Source organism: Pseudomonas migulae NBRC 103157 (assembly GCF_002091715.1).
In the GTDB taxonomy this organism is placed as follows: Bacteria; Pseudomonadota; Gammaproteobacteria; order Pseudomonadales; family Pseudomonadaceae; genus Aquipseudomonas; species Aquipseudomonas migulae_A.
The window spans coordinates 16888-36278 of record NZ_BDAG01000045.1; the positions used below are offsets into that span (position 1 = coordinate 16888).

Below are 19391 nucleotides of genomic sequence, written 5' to 3' on the forward strand. Positions count from 1 at the left end.
CAGCCCTTTTATGCTCGTAGATTCCCATTGTCACCTTGATCGTCTCGACCTCGCCGCCCATGACGGCTCTCTGGATGCCGCACTCGATGCGGCCCGGCAGCGCGGGGTAGGGCACTTTCTGTGTATCGGCGTCAGCGTCGACAACGCGGCCGACGTCAAAGCCCTGGCCGAACGTTACGACGATGTCGACTGTTCCGTCGGCGTGCATCCGCTGGACGTGCAGCCGGACGCAGCCCCGGCGCTCGACTGGTTGTTGCAGGAGCTCAACCACCCGCGTGTGGTTGCGATCGGTGAAACCGGCCTGGATTATCACTACGAACCTGAAGCGGCCGAGTTGCAGCAGGAGTCGTTTCGCCTGCACCTGCAAGCCGCGCAGCAAACCGGCAAGCCAGTGATCATTCACACCCGTGGCGCCCGTGCCGACACCTTGAACCTGTTGCGCGAAGCCGCGCTACCCCAGGCTGGCGTCCTGCACTGCTTCACCGAAGATTGGGACATGGCCAAAGCGGCGCTGGACATGGGCTATTACATCTCCTTGTCCGGCATCGTCACTTTCCGCAATGCCGACGCACTGCGTGACGTGGCCAGCAAAGTGCCTGCTGACCGCTTGCTGGTGGAAACCGACTCGCCGTACCTGGCGCCGATCCCTTATCGCGGCAAGCCGAACCTGCCGCAGTATGTGCGGGAAGTGGCAGAGTTCCTGGCGATGTTGCGCGGTGAGCCCTACGAGCGGTTTGCTGAGCAGACCACTGAGAATTTCAAGCGGCTGTTTCCGTTGGCGCATGTCAGGACGTCGGCGTAGCGCTGGGACAAAAAATCGCAGCCTTCGGCGGCTCCTGCGGGGCTTTGGCCGCTGAATCGCAGGCAAAAAAAACCCGGGTTCTGGGGGGTGAATCCGGGTTAAGACCATTAGGAGTAAAACAATGGTACGCGGTCCGTTGGTACCAATATCGACGCAGCACTTGGGGGAGATGCCCCGCCGACAGTTGAAGTATTGATCAGTATTGCGCCGAGTCCAGTTTACCGGTCGAGGTTTTTAAACAATTTTGGAATACGTGCGCTTCGGAAGCGTTCTCATTAAATGGCGGCGTTGCCAGAATTCATCAAGAAACACAGATATGGATGGATGATCCGTGCATTTTGCCGCAAGTTAGGCATAATACGCGGCTTCGAATTTTGACCCCGACAGACCTTTTCTTATGCATAAAGAACCTCGTAAGGTCCGTGAATTTCGTCGCCGTGAGCAAGAAATTCTCGATACCGCGCTCAAGCTGTTCCTCGACCAAGGTGAAGACAGTGTCACCGTCGAGATGATTGCTGATGCCGTCGGTATCGGCAAAGGCACGATTTACAAGCACTTCAAATCGAAAGCGGAGATCTATCTGCGCCTGATGCTCGATTACGAGCGCGATTTGAACGAGCTGTTGCATTCGGCAGACGTCGACAAGGACAAGGAAGCCCTGTCTCGGGCTTACTTCGAATTCCGCATGCGCGATCCGCAACGCTATCGCTTGTTCGATCGCCTGGAAGAAAAGGTGGTCAAGGGCAACCAGGTGCCGGAGATGATCGAGGAGCTGCACAAGATCCGCGCCTCGAATTTCGAACGCCTGACCCTGCTCATCAAGGGGCGCATCAGCGAAGGCAAGCTCGAAGACGTGCCGCCTTACTTCCATTACTGCGCGTCCTGGGCGCTGGTGCACGGCGCCGTGGCGCTGTATCACTCGCCGTTCTGGAGCAATGTGCTGGAAGATCAGGAAGGTTTCTTCCAGTTCCTGATGGACATCGGCGTGCGCATGGGCAACAAGCGCAAGCGCGACACCGACACCCCGAGCAGCTGAGCCATTCAGTTGCCTTATTGCGCCATTATTTAGCTACATGGCGCAGTACCTCAGGAATATACTCAGGCATGGGACTTGCTAAAACTTGATTTGTAAGTCAAGTTTTACGCCGTCCGATTTCCTTGTGCCGGAGTGACCATGATCGTTGACCGTCAAGGCAGGCGTTTCCGAAATCTGCGAATCAGCCTGACCTCAGCCTGCAATTACGCGTGTACCTACTGCGTGCCCAACGGCAAGCGGTTGGTCGCTGCGCAGGATGAACTGTCGGCCGAAGCCATGGCGCGCGGTGTGGCGTATCTGATCGAAGCCGCCGGCATCGAGCGTTTGCGCATCACCGGGGGTGAGCCGCTGGTCAGTCCCAAACTCGAAGCCTTCATGACTGCCGTCGGGCAGATGGGCCTGCAAGACATCAGCCTGACCACCAATGGTCAACTGCTGGCGAAAAAACTGCCCCTGCTGGTCGACGCCGGCATCCGCCGCATCAATGTTTCCCTCGATACCCTGGATGCCGGTGCATTCCGCAGCATTGCTCGTGGCGGTGATCTGGCGACAGTGCTCGACGGCATGGACCAGGCCAGCGCCGCCGGCATGAAGATCAAGGTCAATATGGTGCCGTTGCGAGGGCAGAACCTCGATCAGGTGATGCCGCTGCTCGATTATTGCCTGGAACGTGGCTATGAGCTGCGTTTCATCGAGCTGATGCGCATGGGGCACCTGGCCAATGACAACAACGCTTTCCTGCAACAGTTCGTCAGCCTTCAGCAATTGCTGGGCCTGATCGGTGATCGCTATGAGTATCTTCAGGCGGATGCTCCCGTCGACGCGACGGCGGTGCGCTATGAAATTCCGGGGCAGGGCTACTTCGGCGTAATTGCCAATGAAAGCGTTCCGTTCTGCCGCACCTGCTCCCGACTGCGCTTGTCGTCGACGGGTTGGCTGCATGGCTGCCTGTCGTCGAGCAACCGGCACTATGTCGGTGATCTGCTGGACAAGCCGCGCCATCAGGCGTTGCCGGCCTTGCAGAGACTGTTGGTGAAGGCCTTGGGTGACAAGCAGGAAGTGGCGTTTTCCGGTGGTGCTACCGTCATGAAAATTATCGGTGGCTGATCCAGCTGTGGCGAGGGGATAAATCCCCTCGCCCAATTGTTCGCGCTCCTGAAGACTGGCGCGGAAGCTGCATCCCATGGCCATTCGCCGGTTTTCCGTCACCGGCCTCTGGAGGGTAGGATGCGTAGCCTGGTTTTGCTGCTGGCCGTTTTGGCGCTTGGTGGCTGCATGAATGTCAGCGATATGGCTGAAGGGACTCGCTACCACATGAGCGACGCGGGTCTGCTCGACCACAGCGACAGCCGCCGGGTGAACAACCTGCGCATTCAGCCGGACTCGTTCGTCTATATCGCCCAGGGTGCCTTTGCACCGCCGGGCAGCTCGGTTTATCCGCGACCTAACGTGATCGCCGAAGTCGCCTTCGATGGCTTTATCGAATACTTCCCGATGGTCCGCCGTGCGCGTGCGCCGGAAGGCCTCGACCAGGCCCTGGGCGAAGCCCGTGCGGCGGGTGCGCATTACCTGCTCTATACCCGTTTCGCCAAGTCTGATGATCGCATCGGCAACTCGGACGAATGGCTCGATCAGGAGGCCGTGGATCGCCTCGGTATCGACACCGGCGTGATTCAGATCATGTTGATCGAGACCAGCACCCAGTATTTGATCGATACTGCACGTATCAAGAGTCGTGGCGGTTTACTGACGTTCCACGACAAAAAGCCAGAAGACCTGATGGGCCCGCCGCTGGAACAATACGCGCGTGGCCTGCTGGGGCTCAGCGACCAGTAATTCCAAGGAGAACGCCATGAGTGGCCCGCAAAAAGCCAACGACCTGTTGGGGCAAATCCCCAAGACCAAAGGCTTGCCACCGGTCCACTTGTGGAACCCCGACTTCTGCGGCGACATCGACATGCGCATCGCCCGCGACGGCACCTGGTATTACCTGGGCACGCCGATCGGGCGCAAGCCGATGGTCAAATTGTTCTCCACCATCATTCGCCGCGACGGCGATGATTATTTCCTTATCACCCCTGTCGAGAAAGTCGGCATCAAGGTCGATGATGCACCGTTCGTGGCGATCGCCGTCGAGGTGGAAGGCGAGGGTGAAGCCCAGGTCCTGCGCTTCGCCACCAACGTCGATGAAACCGCCGAGGCCGGTGCCGAGCATGCGATTCGCGTGGTGATTGATCCAGTGACACAAGAGCCTGCGCCTTACGTGCATGTGCGCACCAACCTTGAAGCGCTGATTCACCGCAATGTGTTTTACCAATTGGTGGAACTGGCGGTCACCCGCGAGATTGAAGGGCAGCGCTGGCTCGGTGTGTGGAGCGGCGGTGAGTTCTTTCGCATCGGTTTAGAGCCTTGACCGGATCAAAGTATGAGCGGGCTTGCTCGCGAAAGCGGTGTGTCATTCAGCAGCGATATTGACTGATACACCGCTTTCGCGAGCAAGCCCGCTCCCACATTTGATCTCTGCAATATTTCGAAAAATCAAATTGACACCCAATCATATGATGATTAGCGTGGGCAACCATCGCGAACGGTTTTGTGCCGTCCCTGCCTCGAGGTGCCCATGTCCAGCAGTTTTCACGCATCGACGGTCGATTGGCTGGGTTGCTGGATTGCCACCGGTCAGGTGAAACCCGGCGAAACCCTCAAGGTTGAAGCCGATCTGGGCGAGCAACTTGGCGTCAGTCGCACGGTCATCCGCGAAGCCATCAAAACCCTGGTCGCCAAAGGCATGCTTGAAGTCGGGCCCAAGGTTGGCACGCGTGTGTTGCCAGTGCGGCGCTGGAACCTCTTCGATCCGCAAGTCGTTGGCTGGCTTTCCCGCAGCGGCTTGCCGGAAAATTTCGTCGACGACCTGCTCGATCTGCGCCGCACCATCGAGCCGATGGCCGTGCGCTGGGCGTGCGAGCGAGCTACCGTCGAACAGGTGCAAGCGGTGCTTCAGGCCTACAACGCGCTGGAGCGGGCGGTCGACAGCGGCATCGATTACAACCGCGCCGACCAGTTCTTCCACGAGTGCATTCTGGCGGCCAGCCACAATCAATTCATCGAACAAATGGTTCCGGCCCTCGGCGCGTTGCTGGCGGTGTCTTTCGAAGTCTCCGCCGCCGACCCCGACGAACTGCGCCGCACATTACCGATTCACAAAGACATGGCCGACGCCATCGCCGCTCGCGATGCCGCGCGCGGTGTGTGGGCCTGCATGACCCTGATCGACAACGCGGACCTGGCCATCAAGCGCTTCTACCCAAAAGTCATGGCCGACAAAAAAGCCGGCTAAAAATACAGGACCCTTGTGGGAGCGAGCTTGCTCGCGAAGAGGCCGTCACATTCAGCATTGATGTCGACTGACGCTCCGCCTTCGCGAGTAAACCCGCTTCCCCATAAAACAAGAACAATGCAGGAGGTTTCATGGAGTGGACCGCAGTTACCCAGCACCGTGCACACCTCGGCGAAGGCCCGTTCTGGGATGCGCCGACGCAGGCGCTGTACTGGGTGGATATCGCCGGCAAACAGGCACTGCGCCTGATCGGCGCCAACGTGCAGATCTGGCAGATGCCCGAGCACGTGTCAGCCTTCATTCCCTGCGAAAACGGCGATGCGCTGGTGACATTGAGTAGCGGCGTGTACCGGCTCGATCTCGATTCACCGGGGCTTGAGCCACGACTGACCTTGTTCTGCGTCGCCGACCCGCAACCTGACAATCGCGCCAACGAAGCTCGTTGCGATGCGCAGGGCCGGCTCTGGCTCGGCACCATGCAGAACAACATCGGTGAGAACGGCGAAGACCTGCCCATCGTGCGGCGTTCCGGCGGCTTGTTTCGTATCGACCGTGATGCCCGGGTCACGCCGCTGCTTCGTGGATTGGGCATTCCCAACACGTTGCTGTGGAGTGAAGACGCCACCACGCTTTATTTCGCCGACAGCCTGGATGGCACGCTCTACCAGCATTTCATCCGCACCGACGGCGGCCTCGAACCCGCGCAAGTCTGGTTCGGCCCCCATGAACGCGGCGGCCCCGATGGCTCGGCGATGGATGTCGAGGGTTACTTCTGGAACGCACGCTGGGACGGCAGTTGCCTGCTCAGGCTGACGCCAGACGGTCATCTCGATCGCGTGATCGAACTGCCGGTCAGCCGTCCCACCAGCTGCGTGTTCGGCGGTGCAGACCTGAAAACCCTCTACATCACCAGCGCCGCGAGCCCGCTCAACCATCCGCTGGATGGGGCGGTGTTGTCCCTTCAGGTTGATGTGCCCGGAAAACCCTGTACGAGGTTTGCTGGGTTAATCCCAAAATATGGGATGTTAAATTATATATTGAGATTATTTGGTGGTCGGGTTTATAGTCGGCCCCATCAGTTACACGCACTCACACTTAAAAAAACAAAACAGGTGAAGTGATGCAGCGATTTTCCAAAAAGCTTTTTGGCCGGACATCGACAGATGCCCGGTTTTTGTCGTGCCTGGAAAAGGGAGTTTGAGGCATGGCTGAACGACTCTCCTTTCCGCCGCTGGCCGAACCGCCCAAGGGCAACCGTCTGAAAGATAAGGTCGTGCTGTTGACCGGTGCCGCCCAGGGCATCGGCGAGGCGATTGTCGCGGCCTTCGCCCACCAACAGGCCAAACTGATCATCAGTGATATCCAGGGCGAGAAGGTCGAAAAACTCGCGGCGCGGTGGCGTAATCAAGGCTTCAACGTTCATGCGATTACGGCTGATGTCTCCCGGCAGCAGGATCTCGACGCTATGGCCGATCTGGCGATGGAGCGCCACGGTCGCATCGACGTGCTGGTCAACTGCGCCGGGGTCAACGTGTTCCGCGATCCGCTGGAAATGACCGAGGAAGACTGGCGTCGCTGCTTCGCCATTGACCTGGACGGCGCCTGGTTTGGCTGTAAAGCAGTGCTGCCGCAGATGATCGAGCAGGGCATCGGCAGCATCATCAACATCGCCTCGACCCATTCCACTCACATCATTCCGGGCTGCTTCCCGTACCCGGTGGCCAAGCACGGTCTGCTGGGCCTGACCCGCGCGCTGGGCATCGAATACGCGCCCAAGGGCATTCGCGTCAACGCCATCGCACCGGGCTACATCGAAACCCAACTGAACATTGATTACTGGAACGGTTTTGCCGACCCGCACGCCGAACGCCAGCGGGCTTTCGATCTGCATCCACCGCGGCGCATCGGTCAGCCGATTGAAGTGGCGATGACGGCCGTTTTCCTCGCCAGCGACGAAGCGCCATTTATCAACGCATCGTGCATCACCATCGATGGTGGTCGCTCGGTGATGTATCACGACTGAATAACCGGGGTTTCAGGCGCGGAACTCCGTCTGAAATTCAATCATCATACGATATGACTATTTGCTGCACCGGCTTTCAAAATAACGCTCAAAAAAAATAACAAGGAGTCATCTTATGAATCGTCGTCGTGGGATCCGTTCCCTGTGCTGTGCCGCTTTGGCGGTCACCGCGGTCAGCCTGAGCAGTACGTTGCTGGCGGCCGAGGAAGTGAAGATCGGTTTTCTGGTCAAGCAGGCGGAAGAGCCCTGGTTCCAGACCGAATGGGCCTTCGCCGAAAAGGCCGGCAAAGAGAAAGGCTTCAAAGTCATCAAGATCGCGGTACCGGACGGCGAGAAGACCCTTTCCGCCATCGACAGCCTGGCCGCCAACGGCGCCAAGGGTTTCGTGATCTGCCCGCCGGACGTATCCCTCGGCCCGGCCATCATGGCCAAAGCCAAGCTGAACGGTTTGAAAGTGATTGCGGTGGATGACCGCTTTGTCGATGCCAGCGGCAAGTTCATGGAAGACGTTCCGTACCTCGGCATGGCGGCGTTCGAAGTCGGCCAGAAGCAGGGCGCGGCCATGGCCACCGAAGCGAAAAAACGCGGCTGGGACTGGAAAGACACCTACGCGGTCATCAACACCTACAACGAACTCGACACCGGCAAGAAGCGCACCGACGGTTCGGTCAAAGCGCTGGAAGACGCCGGCATGCCGAAAGACCACATCCTGTTCTCGGCGCTGAAAACCCTCGACGTGCCGGGCAGCATGGACGCCACCAACTCGGCGCTGGTGAAGCTTCCGAGCGCGGCGAAAAACCTGATCATCGGCGGCATGAACGACAACACCGTACTGGGCGGCGTGCGCGCCACCGAGAGCGCCGGTTTTGCCGCGGCCAACGTGATCGGCATTGGCATCAACGGCACCGACGCCATTGGCGAACTGAAGAAACCCAACAGCGGCTTCTTCGGCTCGATGCTGCCGAGCCCGCACATCGAGGGCTACAACACCGCCAGCATGATGTACGAGTGGGTCACCACCGGCAAAGAACCGCCGAAATACACCGCCATGGACGACGTGACCCTGATCACGCGCGACAACTTCAAGCAGGAACTGGAAAAGATCGGCCTCTGGAACTGAGGCACGGTTGATTTCATCGGCGGCCCTGGCGACGGGGCTGCCTGATCTGTTGATGAGGTGGCTTATGCACGCGCAAGTACAGACACAACACGACAGCGTCGGCGGGAGCCTGCGCTTCAACGGGATCGGCAAGACCTTTCCCGGGGTGAAGGCGCTGGACGGCATCAGCTTCGTCGCCCATCCGGGCCAGGTTCATGCCTTGATGGGCGAGAACGGTGCTGGCAAATCGACGTTGCTGAAAATCCTCGGTGGTGCCTACACGCCGAGCAGCGGAGACCTGCAGATCGGCGAGCGAACGATGGTCTTCAAATCCACCGCCGACAGCATCGGCAACAAGGTGGCAGTGATCCATCAGGAGCTGCACCTGGTCCCGGAAATGACCGTGGCGGAAAATCTGTTCCTCGGTCATCTGCCCGCCAGTTTCGGCCTGATCAATCGCAACGCACTGCGGCAACAAGCGCTGGCCTGCCTCAATGGCCTGGCCGATGAAATCGATCCGCAGGAGAAAGTCGGGCGCCTGTCCCTCGGTCAACGGCAACTGGTGGAAATCGCCAAGGCGTTGTCCCGTGGCGCGCATGTGATCGCGTTCGACGAACCGACCAGCAGCCTCTCGGCGCGGGAAATCGATCGCTTGATGACGATCATCGGACGCCTGCGCGACGAGGGCAAAGTGGTGCTCTACGTCTCCCACCGCATGGAGGAAGTGTTCCGCATCTGCAACGCGGTGACGGTGTTCAAGGACGGCCGCTACGTGCGCACCTTCGAGGACATGAGCGAGCTGACCCATGATCAATTGGTCACGTGCATGGTCGGGCGCGACATTCAGGACATCTACGATTACCGCCCGCGCAAGCGTGGCGCGGTGGCGTTGAGGGTCAACGGTCTGCTCGGGCCGGGTTTGCGTGAGCCGGTGAGTTTCGACGCGCACAAGGGCGAGATCCTGGGATTGTTCGGTCTGGTCGGTGCCGGTCGTACCGAGCTGTTCCGCATACTCAGCGGCCTCGAGCGCAACACCGCCGGGCGCTTGGAATTGCGCGGGCATGAACTGAAACTGCGCTCCCCCCGGGATGCCATTGCGGCAGGGATTCTGCTGTGCCCCGAAGACCGCAAGAAGGAGGGCATCATGCCGCTCTCCAGCGTCGCCGAGAACATCAACATCAGCGCACGCGGCGCCCATTCCACCTTCGGTTGCCTGTTGCGTGGCCTGTGGGAGAAGGGCAACGCCGACAAGCAGATCAAGGCGCTGAAAGTGAAGACGCCCAACGCGGCGCAGAAAATCATGTACCTGTCCGGCGGCAATCAGCAGAAGGCGATTCTCGGTCGCTGGCTGTCGATGCCGATGAAAGTCCTGCTGCTCGACGAACCCACTCGCGGCATCGACATCGGTGCGAAAGCCGAGATCTACCAGATCATCCACAACCTGGCGGAAAGCGGGATCGCGGTGATCGTGGTGTCCAGCGACCTGATGGAAGTCATGGGCATTTCCGACCGCATCCTGGTGCTCTGCGAAGGGGCGATGCGCGGCGAACTGTCCCGTGACGAGGCCAACGAATCCAACCTGCTGCAACTGGCTTTGCCGCGCCAACGCGCTGACGGCGTGGCGAACTGAGAGGTGACTATGATGACAACCCAAAACAACGCTCTGCCCACCCCGCGCAAACCTCTGGACCTGCGGCGCTTTCTCGATGACTGGGTCATGCTGCTGGCGGCCGTCGGGATCTTTGTGCTCTGCACCTTGCTGATCGATAACTTCCTTTCGCCGCTGAACATGCGCGGCCTGGGCCTGGCGATTTCGACCACCGGGATAGCGGCGTGCACCATGTTGTATTGCCTGGCGTCCGGGCATTTCGACTTGTCGGTGGGGTCGGTGATTGCTTGTGCCGGTGTGGTCGCGGCGGTCGTGATGCGGGACACCGACAGCGTTTTTCTCGGCGTGAGTGCGGCGCTGGTAATGGGGCTGATCGTCGGGCTGATCAACGGGATCGTGATTGCCAAGCTGCGGGTCAATGCGTTGATCACCACGCTGGCGACCATGCAGATCGTTCGCGGTCTGGCTTACATCTTTGCCAATGGCAAAGCGGTGGGCGTGTCGCAGGAGTCGTTCTTCGTCTTCGGCAACGGTCAGTTGTTTGGCGTGCCGGTGCCGATTCTGATCACCATCGTCTGTTTCCTGTTTTTCGGCTGGCTGCTGAATTACACCACCTACGGGCGCAACACCATGGCCATCGGTGGCAATCAGGAAGCCGCGCTGTTGGCCGGGGTCAACGTTGACCGGACCAAGATCATCATCTTCGCCGTGCATGGTGTGATCGGGGCGTTGGCCGGGGTGATCCTGGCTTCGCGGATGACCTCGGGACAGCCGATGATCGGCCAGGGTTTCGAGCTGACGGTGATCTCGGCCTGCGTGCTCGGCGGGGTGTCGCTGAGCGGCGGGATAGGCATGATCCGGCATGTGATCGCCGGGGTGCTGATTCTGGCGATCATCGAGAATGCGATGAACCTGAAGAACATCGACACGTTTTATCAGTACGTGATCCGTGGTTCGATCCTGTTGCTGGCGGTGGTGATCGATCGCCTCAAACAACGCTGATTCCAACGGCGATCCTGCTGACGCCATCGCGGGCAAGCCCGCTCCCACAGGTTCTGTGTCGGTTGCATCATGTGTGAACGACACAGGCTCTGTGGGAGCTGGCTTGCCAGCGATGGCGGTCTGACTGATTAATCCCGCTCCTGCAAACGACCGCTTCCTTCCGTCACTTCCCCTAAATATTTCTTGCCCGCTACAACCGGTTTCGGTTATCACTTTGTACATGATTAGACAGGTACGATTTGACAAGAAACAACGGGTGGTCGACGAACTCATCCGGCGCATCGAAAGCGGCCTCATGGAGGACGGCTTTCTGTTGCCGGGCGAGCATCAGTTGGCTCAAGAATTCAAAGTCAGCCGAGGTACGCTGCGTGAAGCCCTGGCCGAATTGAAACGGCGCAACTACATCGCGACGCAAAGCGGTGTGGGTTCCATCGTCACCTTCGACGGAGTGGTGCTCGATCAGCGCAGCGGCTGGGCGCAGGCCCTGGCCGACAGCGGGGCGCTGATCAATACCGAAGTGCTGCGGCTGGAGGCGGTGACCCGTCCTGACCTGCTGCCGCGTTTCGGCACTGACCAGTTCATCACCCTCGACCGCCGCCGCCGTTCCACCGACGGCAAGCTGGTTTCCCTCGAACGCTCATTGATGCCCGCCACCGGAGGCCTGGAAAGCCTGCCGCGTGTCGGCCTGATCGACAATTCCCTGACCATCACCCTGGCCGCCTACGGCTACATCGGCGAGCGTGGCGATCAATGGATCGGCGCCGAACCCTTGAATGCCGAAGACGCCGAGCTGCTCGGTCGTCCGGTCGGCACAGTGTTCCTCAAAGCCCTGCGCACCACGTACGACCGACAAAACCGTTTCATGGAGCAAGTCGAAAGCCTGCTCGATCCCGTGCACTTTCGCCTGCATCTGCAATTTGGACATCAACAATGACCGCGCTCAATCGTGCACTGGGCGCGTTTTACGGACTGGCCCTGGGCGATGCGCTGGGCATGCCGACCCAATCCCTGAGCCGCGCTGAAATCAAGGCACGTTTCGGTGAAATCATCGATCTGCAAGACGCTGGCCCGGATCAACCCATTGCGGCCAACATGCCCAAGGGCTCGATCACCGACGACACCGAGCAGGCGATTCTGGTCGGCCAGTTGTTGATCGAAGGCGAAGGCAAGATCGACCCTTCGGTGCTGGCCCAGCGGCTGATCGAATGGGAAGCGGCGATGCAGGCCAAGGACTCGCAGGATTTGCTCGGGCCGTCGACCAAACGTGCGATCGAGATGATTCTCGCCGGCCAGTCGCCGGAAGAGGCGGGGCGCTATGGCACCACCAACGGCGCGGCGATGCGTATCACGCCGGTCGGGATTTCGGCGGATGTCAGCGATCCCGAGCGTTTCATCAACGCCGTGGTTCAGGCCTGCCAAGTCACTCATAACACTACGCTGGGCATTTCCAGCGCAGCGGCGGTGGCCGCGGTGGTGTCGGCCGGCATCAACGGCATGGACCTGGGTGAAGCGTTGAATCTCGGCCAGCAGATCGCTCTGCAAGCGGAAAGCCATGGCCACTGGGTTGCGGGCGGACGCATTGCCTCGCGCATCAGTTGGGCACGGACGATCAGCGTCGACAGTGACAAGGCGTTGCTGGCGGACTTGATGTATGACGTGATCGGCACTTCGGTGGCGTCACAGGAGTCGGTGGTGGTTTCGTTTGCCCTGGCGCAACAAGTGGCCATCGGTGAGATGAATGCCTTCGAAGCGGTTTGCATGGCCGCAGGTTTAGGCGGTGACACTGACACCATCGCGGCGATTCTGGGGGCCATGCTTGGGGCCTGCCTGGGGCTTGAGAGTTGGCCTGTTGCGATGATCGACCAGGTTAAAGCCGTTAACTCGCTGGCGTTGGAACCGTTGGTGCAGGGGCTGTTGGCTTTGCGTTGACTGCGCTGACGCCTTCGCGAGCGAGCCCGCTCCCACAGTGATCTGCGGCGTTCACAAACCCTGTGGGAGCGGGCTTGCTCGCGATGGGTGCACCACCTATTTCAATTGATAACCCCGCAATGGATCGCACTGACTTGGCCAGGACAGCCGGGCTGTAGTTTTCGTCTTCCGTCATTGCCCATAACCACAACAAAGGCAACAGGAGCATTTCACATGAGTTCATCGAACGCCGGGCAAAGCGCCGGGCAACTGGAAACCCGTGGCATCGAACCGGTGCCGGAAGCGGAGTGCAACGGTCATCCGCTGCAACTGTTCTGGGTCTGGTTCGCCGCCAACATTTCCATCCTCGGCCTGCCACTGGGCGCCACGCTGGTGGCGTTTCGCGGCTTGGCGATCTGGCAGGCGATCATCGTTGCCATCCTCGGCGCTGCCGGTTCCTTCGCGGTGGTCGGGATCATTTCCATCGCCGGTCGCCGAGGTCGCGCACCGAGCCTGACGCTGTCGCGGGCGATCTTCGGTGTGCGCGGCAATATCGGCCCGACACTGGTCTCGCTGATGTCGCGCCTGGGTTGGGAAACCGTCAACACCACCACTGCCGCGTTCGTGCTGTTGTCGCTGTGTTCGATTCTGTTTGGCTCTCCGGTGGAAGCCAAAAGTGCACCGGTGTTGACCCTGATCTTCATCGCGATTTTCGTGCTGCTGACCCTGTCGGTGTCCGGTCTCGGTCACGCGACGTTGCTGGTGATCCAGAAGTGGGCGACCTACGTGTTCGGCGCGCTGAACATTCTGGTCGGCGGTTTCCTTTGCGCCACCATCGACTGGAGCGCCGTGTTCAACGCCACGCCTGCGCCGTTGAGCGCGATGATCATCGGCGTCGGTACCATGGCCGCCGGCACCGGGATCGGTTGGGCCAATGCTGGCGCCGACATGTCGCGCTACCAGCACCGCAGCGTCAAGGCTGCTCGTCTGGTGGCCTCGGCCGCATTCGGTGCGGGTATCCCGCTGGTGTTGCTGATCACCCTCGGCGGCCTGCTGTCGGTGGGCAACAACGACCTGGCGTCGGCCACTGACCCGATCATCGCGATCCGCGACATGCTGCCGACCTGGATGGCCGTGCCGTACCTGATCACCGCATTCGGCGGCTTGCTGCTATCGAATAACCTGTCGGTGTACTCCGCCGGTTTGACCACATTGACCCTGGGCCTCAAGGTCAAACGCGTCTACGCCGTGGTGGTCGACATCGTTGCGATCTTCGCCGGTTCGATCTACTTCATGCTGATCGCCGACAGTTTCTACGGCCCGTTCATTACCTTCATTTCCTTGCTGGCCGTGCCGATCACTGCGTGGGTCGGGATCTTCGTCGTCGACCTGATTCACCGCCATTACTACAGTCCGAAAGACCTGCTGGACGTCAGCCCGAGCAGCGCCTACTGGTATCGCGGCGGCGTGGAATGGCGCGCCTTCGGTGCATGGGCGCTGGCGATCGTGTTGGGTTTCAGCTTCACCACCATCGGCACCACCGAACAAACCGTCTGGTTCCGCGGCTTCCTCTCCGATTCGTGGCTGGGTCACAACGGTCTCGGCTGGATCGTCACGTTCCTGGTCGCCGGCGGGATTTATTTTGTACTCGGCGGGGCCAGGGATCGCCGCGCCGCGTCGCTCGAGAATGCTCATGCCTAAAATGTTGCACACCGGCCAGGTCATCATCGACCTGGTCATGGCCGTGGATAAACTGCCTCAACCCGGCGGCGACGTACTGGCGCAATCCGCCAGTTTCGAAGCCGGTGGCGGGTTCAATGTGATGGCCGCCGCTCAGCGTAATGGCTTGCCGGTGGTTTACCTGGGCCGTCACGGCAACGGTCGTTTCGGCGACCTGGCGCGTGAGGCGATGAAGGCTGAAGGCATTCGCATCGGCATTGCTCACAGTGCTGAGCGAGACACGGGGTTGTGCGTGGCAATCACGGATGCTTCCGCCGAGCGCAGCTTCGTCTCCTATATCGGCGCCGAAGGTGAAGTGTCCGCAGAGGATTTGAACAGCGTAGCGGCGCAGGCGGGCGACTATGTCTACGTCAGCGGCTACAGCCTGCTGCATGTCGGCAAGGCTCAGGCGCTGGTGGATTGGGTGTTGGCGTTGCCGAGTGCGGTCAACGTGGTGTTCGACCCGGGCCCGCTGGTGGAATCACCCGATGCGCCGTTGATGCAGGCGTTGTTGCCGCGTATCGATGTGTGGACCAGCAACAGCGTCGAGGCACTGCGTTTTACCGGGGCGTCGGACATTGCCGAGGCGCTGGATCGACTGGCCGATCATCTGCCGTCGAGGGTGTTGATGGTGGTTCGCGACGGTCCGCAAGGGTGCTGGATTCATCAGCATGGCGAGCGTCAGCACGTGCCGGGTTTCAAGGTTGAGGCAGTGGACAGTAACGGTGCCGGGGATGCGCACGCCGGGGTGTTTGTGGCCGGGTTGGCGCAAGGGTTGTCGGCGGGTGAAGCGGCGCGGCGGGCGAATGCGGCTGCGGCGCTGGCGGTGACGCGGTGGGGGCCGGCGACTTCGCCTGGGGCGGATGAGGTGGATGCGTTGATCAGCAAGACTTTCGGCGCCTGACGGGACGCCATCGCTGGCAAGCCAGCTCCTACAAGGGATCGCGTAATTCCTGTAGGAGCTGGCTTGCCGGCGATAGGCCCTCAAAGGTTTACACGTCCAACTTGCACGCCGCCTCAACCCCAGCCGCACATAGCTTGATCGGTTTTTATCGACGTTCATGGATACTGATGAACGACGAACGGTTCAGGCCTGTTGCAACGTTTTGACCGTGTAGCGGCGCCAGATCAGGCGGCCCACGGTGATCAGCCAGTTCAACAGCGCCACGGCGAGAACGGTGAGCAACAGTGTCGCCATCCCGTGTTCGACGATGATCTTCCCGGCCAGCAACGGAAAGCCGAACACACCAATGAAGTACGACAGGCTGAACAGCAGCAACGCTTGCGCGGTGGTGCCGTGCGGCGTTTCATTCGCCGCCAGGCCATTGATCACCGAATACGTCAGCCCGTAACCGACCCCGAGCATCATCGCCGCGAGCACGTAGCTCAAGCCGCTGTCGACCACGAAACCGAACATCACAATCGAAACCATCATCAGCCCCGACAACAGGCAGGATGCGAGGAACGGATCGCGCTTGACCACGAATCCGGCAATCACCATCCGGCTGCTGATTGCCGCGCCCATGAAGCCGAAAAAGAACAGCGAGTAATCCAGCGAACGAGACGCCGCATAGCTGGTCTGGAAACTCGACAGACCACCGAAGACGCAGCCGCCGAGGCCTACCATGAGGATCGGGAACACTGCGCGGGACGACAAAATCTGCCGGGTTGCGCGCCAGGAAATGCGTGCGACCGCAGCGGTCGGCGAGGGCGCTTTTTTCAGCTGCGCATCCAGGCGCCAGAACAGCAACACGCCGATCAGGCTGGCCAGCGCCGCGAGGTAAAACGCCGCCGTTACGGGATAGCCCAGCGCACTGGCCGCGCGGCCCAGCAACGGACCGCTGCCGATCCCGGTCATCATGCTGCCCGACAGTAGCGCGAAATATCTGGCCCGTTGGGCAGGCGTCACAAGGCTTGCGACGATGATCGGCCCGAGTGTGTAGAAAACGCCCCAGCCCAAACCCAGCAGCAAGCCGAAAAACAGCAGCAGATGACCGAAGCCCGGCGTCAGTGCAAAACCCAGGCTGGCCGCCACCAGCAGCACGCCGAACAGCGCAATCGAACGCGCCGCGCCAAGCCAGTCGGACAAGTGCCCGGAAACGATCACCGCCGCAAACGTGCTGAGCATCGCCGCCGAAATCACGCTCCCGGCATCGTGTTCGTTGCCGCCGCGTGAGCCGATCAACAGCGACAGCAAAAACGTCGAGCCGTAGGACAGCGACAGCAAATAACTGGCGAGGCAAAACAGGCCGAACAGTTTGCTGGAGACCTGAGGTGGAGCAGTAGACATGACGCGCTTCCTTGACCCGATAACGGAGAGTGTCATCTATCATGCAAGGCGCCGATGTTAGGTCTGAGGTTATCGATTCCAGGGTTAGTGGTGGGCGGAGTAATGCACTCAGCCGATGCCGATTTCTTCCTTGAACAGCTCCATGAAATTTTTCAAACGTTCATGCCGGATGCGGGCCAGGCGTTGACCGGTGAGGGTCTGGAAGCCGTCTGCCAAGTGCAGCAGCTTGGTCTGGAAATGATCGAGGCAAAAGCGTTTGTCATCGTATTCCCGCGCATTCGCTTCCGGGTCTTGTGGGTCATACAGCGCGCTGCCCATGCGACCGGCGATGTAAAAAGTGCGCGCAACGCCGAGCATGCCAAGGGAATCGAGACGGTCGGCGTCCTGCATGATTTTCGCTTCGAGGGAACTTGGGGTGATGTTTGCAGAAAAGCTGTGGGCCTCGATGGCGTGTCCAACGGCGCTGATTTTCGCGCTGGGCCAGTGCATGTCGGTCAACACTGCAGAGGCCTTCTCGGCTGCCAGCCGCGATGCTTGCGAACGCAACGGCGAGTTCTTCTCCACCGACACGCAATCATGCAAAAGCACCGCTGCCAGCAGCACTTCAACATCGCCACCTTCCTCGGCATGAAGAGTGCGCACGTTGTGCCAGACCCGCTGCAAGTGCGACAGATCGTGGGCGCCGTCTTCCGAGGGTTCCAGTGCGTGGGGCAGCAGCCTGGCGGCGAGGATTGGCAGCGGCGCGAAAGCATCAGTCGTCATAAACGTCCTGTTAAGTGAAAACGGTTGGAGCAGCGGCTCCACATCCTCCATAGATCAGCTTTGAATTTCCAGTGTGACGAGCGTTGCGCGCCGACTTAGTATGGCGTTTTCCACTTTTGACGAAGGCACGTCCATGACGATCGAAATCCGCCCGGCGACCCCCAGCGATGCACCGCAAATCCTCGGGTTCATCACTGAACTGGCCGATTACGAACGTGCCCGCCACGAAGTCATCGCCAGCGTTGCCGACATCGAGCGCAGCCTGTTCAGTGAAGGCGCCACGGCCCACGGCCTGATCTGCCTGCGGGACGGTTTGCCCATTGGCTTTGCAGTATTTTTCTTCAGCTACTCCACCTGGCTCGGCAGTAACTGCCTGTACCTCGAAGACCTCTACATCACCCCTGAACAACGTGGCGGCGGCGCGGGGAAAACCTTGTTGCGGCACCTGGCGAAAATCGCCTGCGCCAATGATTGCGGACGATTCGAGTGGAGCGTGCTGGACTGGAACAAGCCGGCCATCGAGTTTTACAAATCGTTGGGTGCGCAGCCGCAGGAAGAGTGGGTGCGGTATCGAATGGATGGTGCGGTGTTAAGGGATTTTGCCGCGGGCGATTGAATCCCTGAAAGATCGCAGCCTTCGGCAGCTCCTACATTGGGTGGCGTACACCTGTAGGCGCTGCCGAAGGCTGCGATCTTTTTTTTGTGTTGTCCCAATATATGGGAGTGATATTTATATATTGAGATTTTGACGCGTCCGGGTTTATAGTCCAGCTCACTCACTGCCAATAAACAAAACAGGTGAAGCGATGCTGGCGCAATTGATCGCGCTCGATTGGGGGACAACCTCATTACGTGCTTACAAACTTGCCGCGGGTGGCCAGGTGCTCGAACAGCGTTCGCTGTCATCGGGGATCATGCAGCTGCCCCGGACGCCGCGAATCATTAAAGGCCAGGAATGCACCGATGGTTTTGAACTGGCCTTCGATGACGCCTGTGGCGACTGGCTCGACGCGCAACCCGACTTGCCGGTGATTGCCTGCGGCATGGTCGGCAGCGCTCAGGGTTGGCGCGAAGCGGCCTACCGCGATACACCGGCGAATGTCGCCAATCTCGGAACTTCCCTACAAACCATTCGCAGTCTTCGTGGTGTCGATGTGCACATCGTGCCGGGCGTCATTCAGCGTTCGCCGCTGCCGAACGTGATGCGCGGCGAAGAAACCCAGGTCCTCGGCGTGCTGCAAAACCTGCCGGTCGGGGCGGGCGAAGATCTGTTGATCGGCCTGCCGGGCAGTCATTCGAAATGGGTGGAAGTGGCCGACGGCTGCATCGTGCATTTCGATACCTTCATGACCGGCGAAGTCTTCGCCGTGCTCAGCGAACACAGCATTCTGGGGCGCACTCAACAACGCGGCGCATCCTTTGATGGCGAAGCGTTTGACCGTGGTGTGCAAGTGGCCCTGTCGGCGGAGGGCGAAATCGGCCCGTTGTCGACATTGTTCAGCGCCCGCAGCCTCGGGCTGACCGGTGAGCTGAGCGGCAGCGCGCAACCGGACTATTTGTCGGGTCTGTTGATCGGTCATGAGCTGTCGGCGCTGGCCACTGTTCAGCGGCGTCGGCGCAACAGCGCTCATCTGCCGTCGATCATCCTCATCGGTAACTCACACCTGTGTGCCCGCTACAGCCGGGCCCTCGACGTCTGTGGTTTTACTCGCGTGACGCTGGCCGAAAATGCCACCGAACGCGGGTTGTGGCAGTTGGCGCTCGCTGCCGGACTCGTCACCCCACATCCATCCCGTTAAACCTG

Annotated in this window: 18 protein-coding genes and 1 pseudogene; 17 read left to right on the forward strand and 2 right to left on the reverse strand. The window is 60.1% G+C overall.

What is annotated here, in order from left to right:
- Positions 1-10: 10 nt before the first annotated feature.
- The 15 genes and pseudogenes from PMI01S_RS26105 (at position 11) to PMI01S_RS26175 (ending at position 15439) form a co-directional block, all read left to right on the forward strand.
- Positions 11-802, forward strand: a complete 792-nt coding sequence (locus tag PMI01S_RS26105; RefSeq protein WP_084322987.1) for a TatD family hydrolase — start codon at positions 11-13, stop codon at positions 800-802.
- A gap of 397 nt (positions 803-1199) precedes the next feature.
- Complete coding sequence (locus PMI01S_RS26110; protein ID WP_008031613.1) at positions 1200-1838, forward strand: TetR/AcrR family transcriptional regulator; 639 nt, start codon at positions 1200-1202, stop codon at positions 1836-1838.
- A gap of 138 nt (positions 1839-1976) precedes the next feature.
- The gene (locus PMI01S_RS26115; RefSeq protein ID WP_084322988.1) at positions 1977-2945 is read left to right on the forward strand and encodes a GTP 3',8-cyclase MoaA; all 969 of its coding nucleotides are present in this window, start codon (positions 1977-1979) and stop codon (positions 2943-2945) included.
- 120 nt (positions 2946-3065) lie between these two features.
- Positions 3066-3674, forward strand: a complete 609-nt coding sequence (locus PMI01S_RS26120; protein WP_084322989.1) for a DUF4823 domain-containing protein — start codon at positions 3066-3068, stop codon at positions 3672-3674.
- A gap of 16 nt (positions 3675-3690) precedes the next feature.
- A complete protein-coding gene (locus PMI01S_RS26125; protein WP_084322990.1) occupies positions 3691-4251 on the forward strand; it encodes a DUF1285 domain-containing protein in 561 nt (186 codons plus the stop codon).
- Positions 4252-4458: 207 nt separating this feature from the next.
- Positions 4459-5175, forward strand: coding sequence for a FadR/GntR family transcriptional regulator (locus tag PMI01S_RS26130; protein ID WP_017340101.1), 717 nt, complete (start codon positions 4459-4461; stop codon positions 5173-5175).
- A 131-nt stretch (positions 5176-5306) separates the two neighbouring features.
- Positions 5307-6179 (forward strand): annotated as a pseudogene (locus PMI01S_RS26135) (SMP-30/gluconolactonase/LRE family protein); the annotation flags it as partial.
- A gap of 200 nt (positions 6180-6379) precedes the next feature.
- The gene (locus PMI01S_RS26140) at positions 6380-7198 is read left to right on the forward strand and encodes an SDR family oxidoreductase (protein WP_084322991.1); all 819 of its coding nucleotides are present in this window, start codon (positions 6380-6382) and stop codon (positions 7196-7198) included.
- Positions 7199-7313: 115 nt separating this feature from the next.
- Entirely contained in the window at positions 7314-8318 is a 1005-nt protein-coding gene (locus PMI01S_RS26145) for a substrate-binding domain-containing protein (protein ID WP_084322992.1), read from the forward strand.
- Positions 8319-8382: 64 nt separating this feature from the next.
- The gene (araG, locus tag PMI01S_RS26150) at positions 8383-9927 is read left to right on the forward strand and encodes an L-arabinose ABC transporter ATP-binding protein AraG (RefSeq protein ID WP_084322993.1); all 1545 of its coding nucleotides are present in this window, start codon (positions 8383-8385) and stop codon (positions 9925-9927) included.
- A gap of 12 nt (positions 9928-9939) precedes the next feature.
- Positions 9940-10908, forward strand: a complete 969-nt coding sequence (araH, locus tag PMI01S_RS26155; RefSeq protein ID WP_084323013.1) for an L-arabinose ABC transporter permease AraH — start codon at positions 9940-9942, stop codon at positions 10906-10908.
- Between the two features lie 220 nt (positions 10909-11128).
- Positions 11129-11842, forward strand: coding sequence for a GntR family transcriptional regulator (locus PMI01S_RS26160; protein ID WP_084322994.1), 714 nt, complete (start codon positions 11129-11131; stop codon positions 11840-11842).
- Entirely contained in the window at positions 11839-12837 is a 999-nt protein-coding gene (locus PMI01S_RS26165) for an ADP-ribosylglycohydrolase family protein (protein WP_084322995.1), read from the forward strand. Before PMI01S_RS26160 ends, PMI01S_RS26165 begins: the two co-directional genes overlap by 4 nt.
- A gap of 213 nt (positions 12838-13050) precedes the next feature.
- On the forward strand, positions 13051-14517 hold the full coding sequence (locus PMI01S_RS26170; protein ID WP_008031640.1) for a purine-cytosine permease family protein: 1467 nt from the start codon (positions 13051-13053) through the stop codon (positions 14515-14517).
- Positions 14510-15439 (forward strand): PfkB family carbohydrate kinase, encoded by a 930-nt coding sequence (locus tag PMI01S_RS26175; protein WP_084322996.1) that lies wholly within the window; start codon positions 14510-14512, stop codon positions 15437-15439. Before PMI01S_RS26170 ends, PMI01S_RS26175 begins: the two co-directional genes overlap by 8 nt.
- A gap of 183 nt (positions 15440-15622) precedes the next feature.
- Here the strand turns inward: PMI01S_RS26175 and PMI01S_RS26180 are convergent, their stop codons facing one another.
- Together PMI01S_RS26180 and PMI01S_RS26185 are read right to left on the reverse strand one after the other, a co-directional pair.
- Positions 15623-16825 (reverse strand): MFS transporter, encoded by a 1203-nt coding sequence (locus PMI01S_RS26180; RefSeq protein WP_084322997.1) that lies wholly within the window; start codon positions 16823-16825, stop codon positions 15623-15625.
- Positions 16826-16933: 108 nt separating this feature from the next.
- Positions 16934-17587: an HD domain-containing protein gene (locus PMI01S_RS26185; protein ID WP_084322998.1), complete on the reverse strand. Its 654-nt coding sequence runs from the start codon at positions 17585-17587 to the stop codon at positions 16934-16936.
- A 133-nt stretch (positions 17588-17720) separates the two neighbouring features.
- On the opposite strand from PMI01S_RS26185, the gene PMI01S_RS26190 reads away from it, so the two are divergent.
- On the forward strand, positions 17721-18203 hold the full coding sequence (locus PMI01S_RS26190) for a GNAT family N-acetyltransferase (protein WP_084323014.1): 483 nt from the start codon (positions 17721-17723) through the stop codon (positions 18201-18203).
- A 190-nt stretch (positions 18204-18393) separates the two neighbouring features.
- Positions 18394-19386 carry a 2-dehydro-3-deoxygalactonokinase gene (locus PMI01S_RS26195; protein ID WP_084322999.1) on the forward strand — a complete coding sequence of 331 codons (993 nt, stop codon included), beginning with the start codon at positions 18394-18396 and terminating at the stop codon, positions 19384-19386.
- The last annotated feature ends 5 nt before the right edge of the window (positions 19387-19391 follow it).

Excerpts from the sequence above, each read along its gene's own strand:
- PMI01S_RS26180 (WP_084322997.1), bottom strand. The coding sequence starts at position 16,825 with ATGTCTACTGCTCCACCTCAGGTCTCCAGCAAACTGTTCGGCCTGTTT.
- PMI01S_RS26160 (WP_084322994.1), top strand. The coding sequence starts at position 11,129 with ATGATTAGACAGGTACGATTTGACAAGAAACAACGGGTGGTCGACGAA.
- PMI01S_RS26115 (WP_084322988.1), top strand. The coding sequence starts at position 1,977 with ATGATCGTTGACCGTCAAGGCAGGCGTTTCCGAAATCTGCGAATCAGC.
- PMI01S_RS26110 (WP_008031613.1), top strand. The coding sequence starts at position 1,200 with ATGCATAAAGAACCTCGTAAGGTCCGTGAATTTCGTCGCCGTGAGCAA.
- PMI01S_RS26105 (WP_084322987.1), top strand. The coding sequence starts at position 11 with ATGCTCGTAGATTCCCATTGTCACCTTGATCGTCTCGACCTCGCCGCC.
- PMI01S_RS26170 (WP_008031640.1), top strand. The coding sequence starts at position 13,051 with ATGAGTTCATCGAACGCCGGGCAAAGCGCCGGGCAACTGGAAACCCGT.
- PMI01S_RS26185 (WP_084322998.1), bottom strand. The coding sequence starts at position 17,587 with ATGACGACTGATGCTTTCGCGCCGCTGCCAATCCTCGCCGCCAGGCTG.
- PMI01S_RS26130 (WP_017340101.1), top strand. The coding sequence starts at position 4,459 with ATGTCCAGCAGTTTTCACGCATCGACGGTCGATTGGCTGGGTTGCTGG.
- PMI01S_RS26120 (WP_084322989.1), top strand. The coding sequence starts at position 3,066 with ATGCGTAGCCTGGTTTTGCTGCTGGCCGTTTTGGCGCTTGGTGGCTGC.
- PMI01S_RS26195 (WP_084322999.1), top strand. The coding sequence starts at position 18,394 with ATGCTGGCGCAATTGATCGCGCTCGATTGGGGGACAACCTCATTACGT.
- araG (WP_084322993.1), top strand. The coding sequence starts at position 8,383 with ATGCACGCGCAAGTACAGACACAACACGACAGCGTCGGCGGGAGCCTG.
- araH (WP_084323013.1), top strand. The coding sequence starts at position 9,940 with ATGACAACCCAAAACAACGCTCTGCCCACCCCGCGCAAACCTCTGGAC.
- PMI01S_RS26190 (WP_084323014.1), top strand. The coding sequence starts at position 17,721 with ATGACGATCGAAATCCGCCCGGCGACCCCCAGCGATGCACCGCAAATC.
- PMI01S_RS26165 (WP_084322995.1), top strand. The coding sequence starts at position 11,839 with ATGACCGCGCTCAATCGTGCACTGGGCGCGTTTTACGGACTGGCCCTG.
- PMI01S_RS26145 (WP_084322992.1), top strand. The coding sequence starts at position 7,314 with ATGAATCGTCGTCGTGGGATCCGTTCCCTGTGCTGTGCCGCTTTGGCG.
- PMI01S_RS26125 (WP_084322990.1), top strand. The coding sequence starts at position 3,691 with ATGAGTGGCCCGCAAAAAGCCAACGACCTGTTGGGGCAAATCCCCAAG.
- PMI01S_RS26140 (WP_084322991.1), top strand. The coding sequence starts at position 6,380 with ATGGCTGAACGACTCTCCTTTCCGCCGCTGGCCGAACCGCCCAAGGGC.
- PMI01S_RS26175 (WP_084322996.1), top strand. The coding sequence starts at position 14,510 with ATGCCTAAAATGTTGCACACCGGCCAGGTCATCATCGACCTGGTCATG.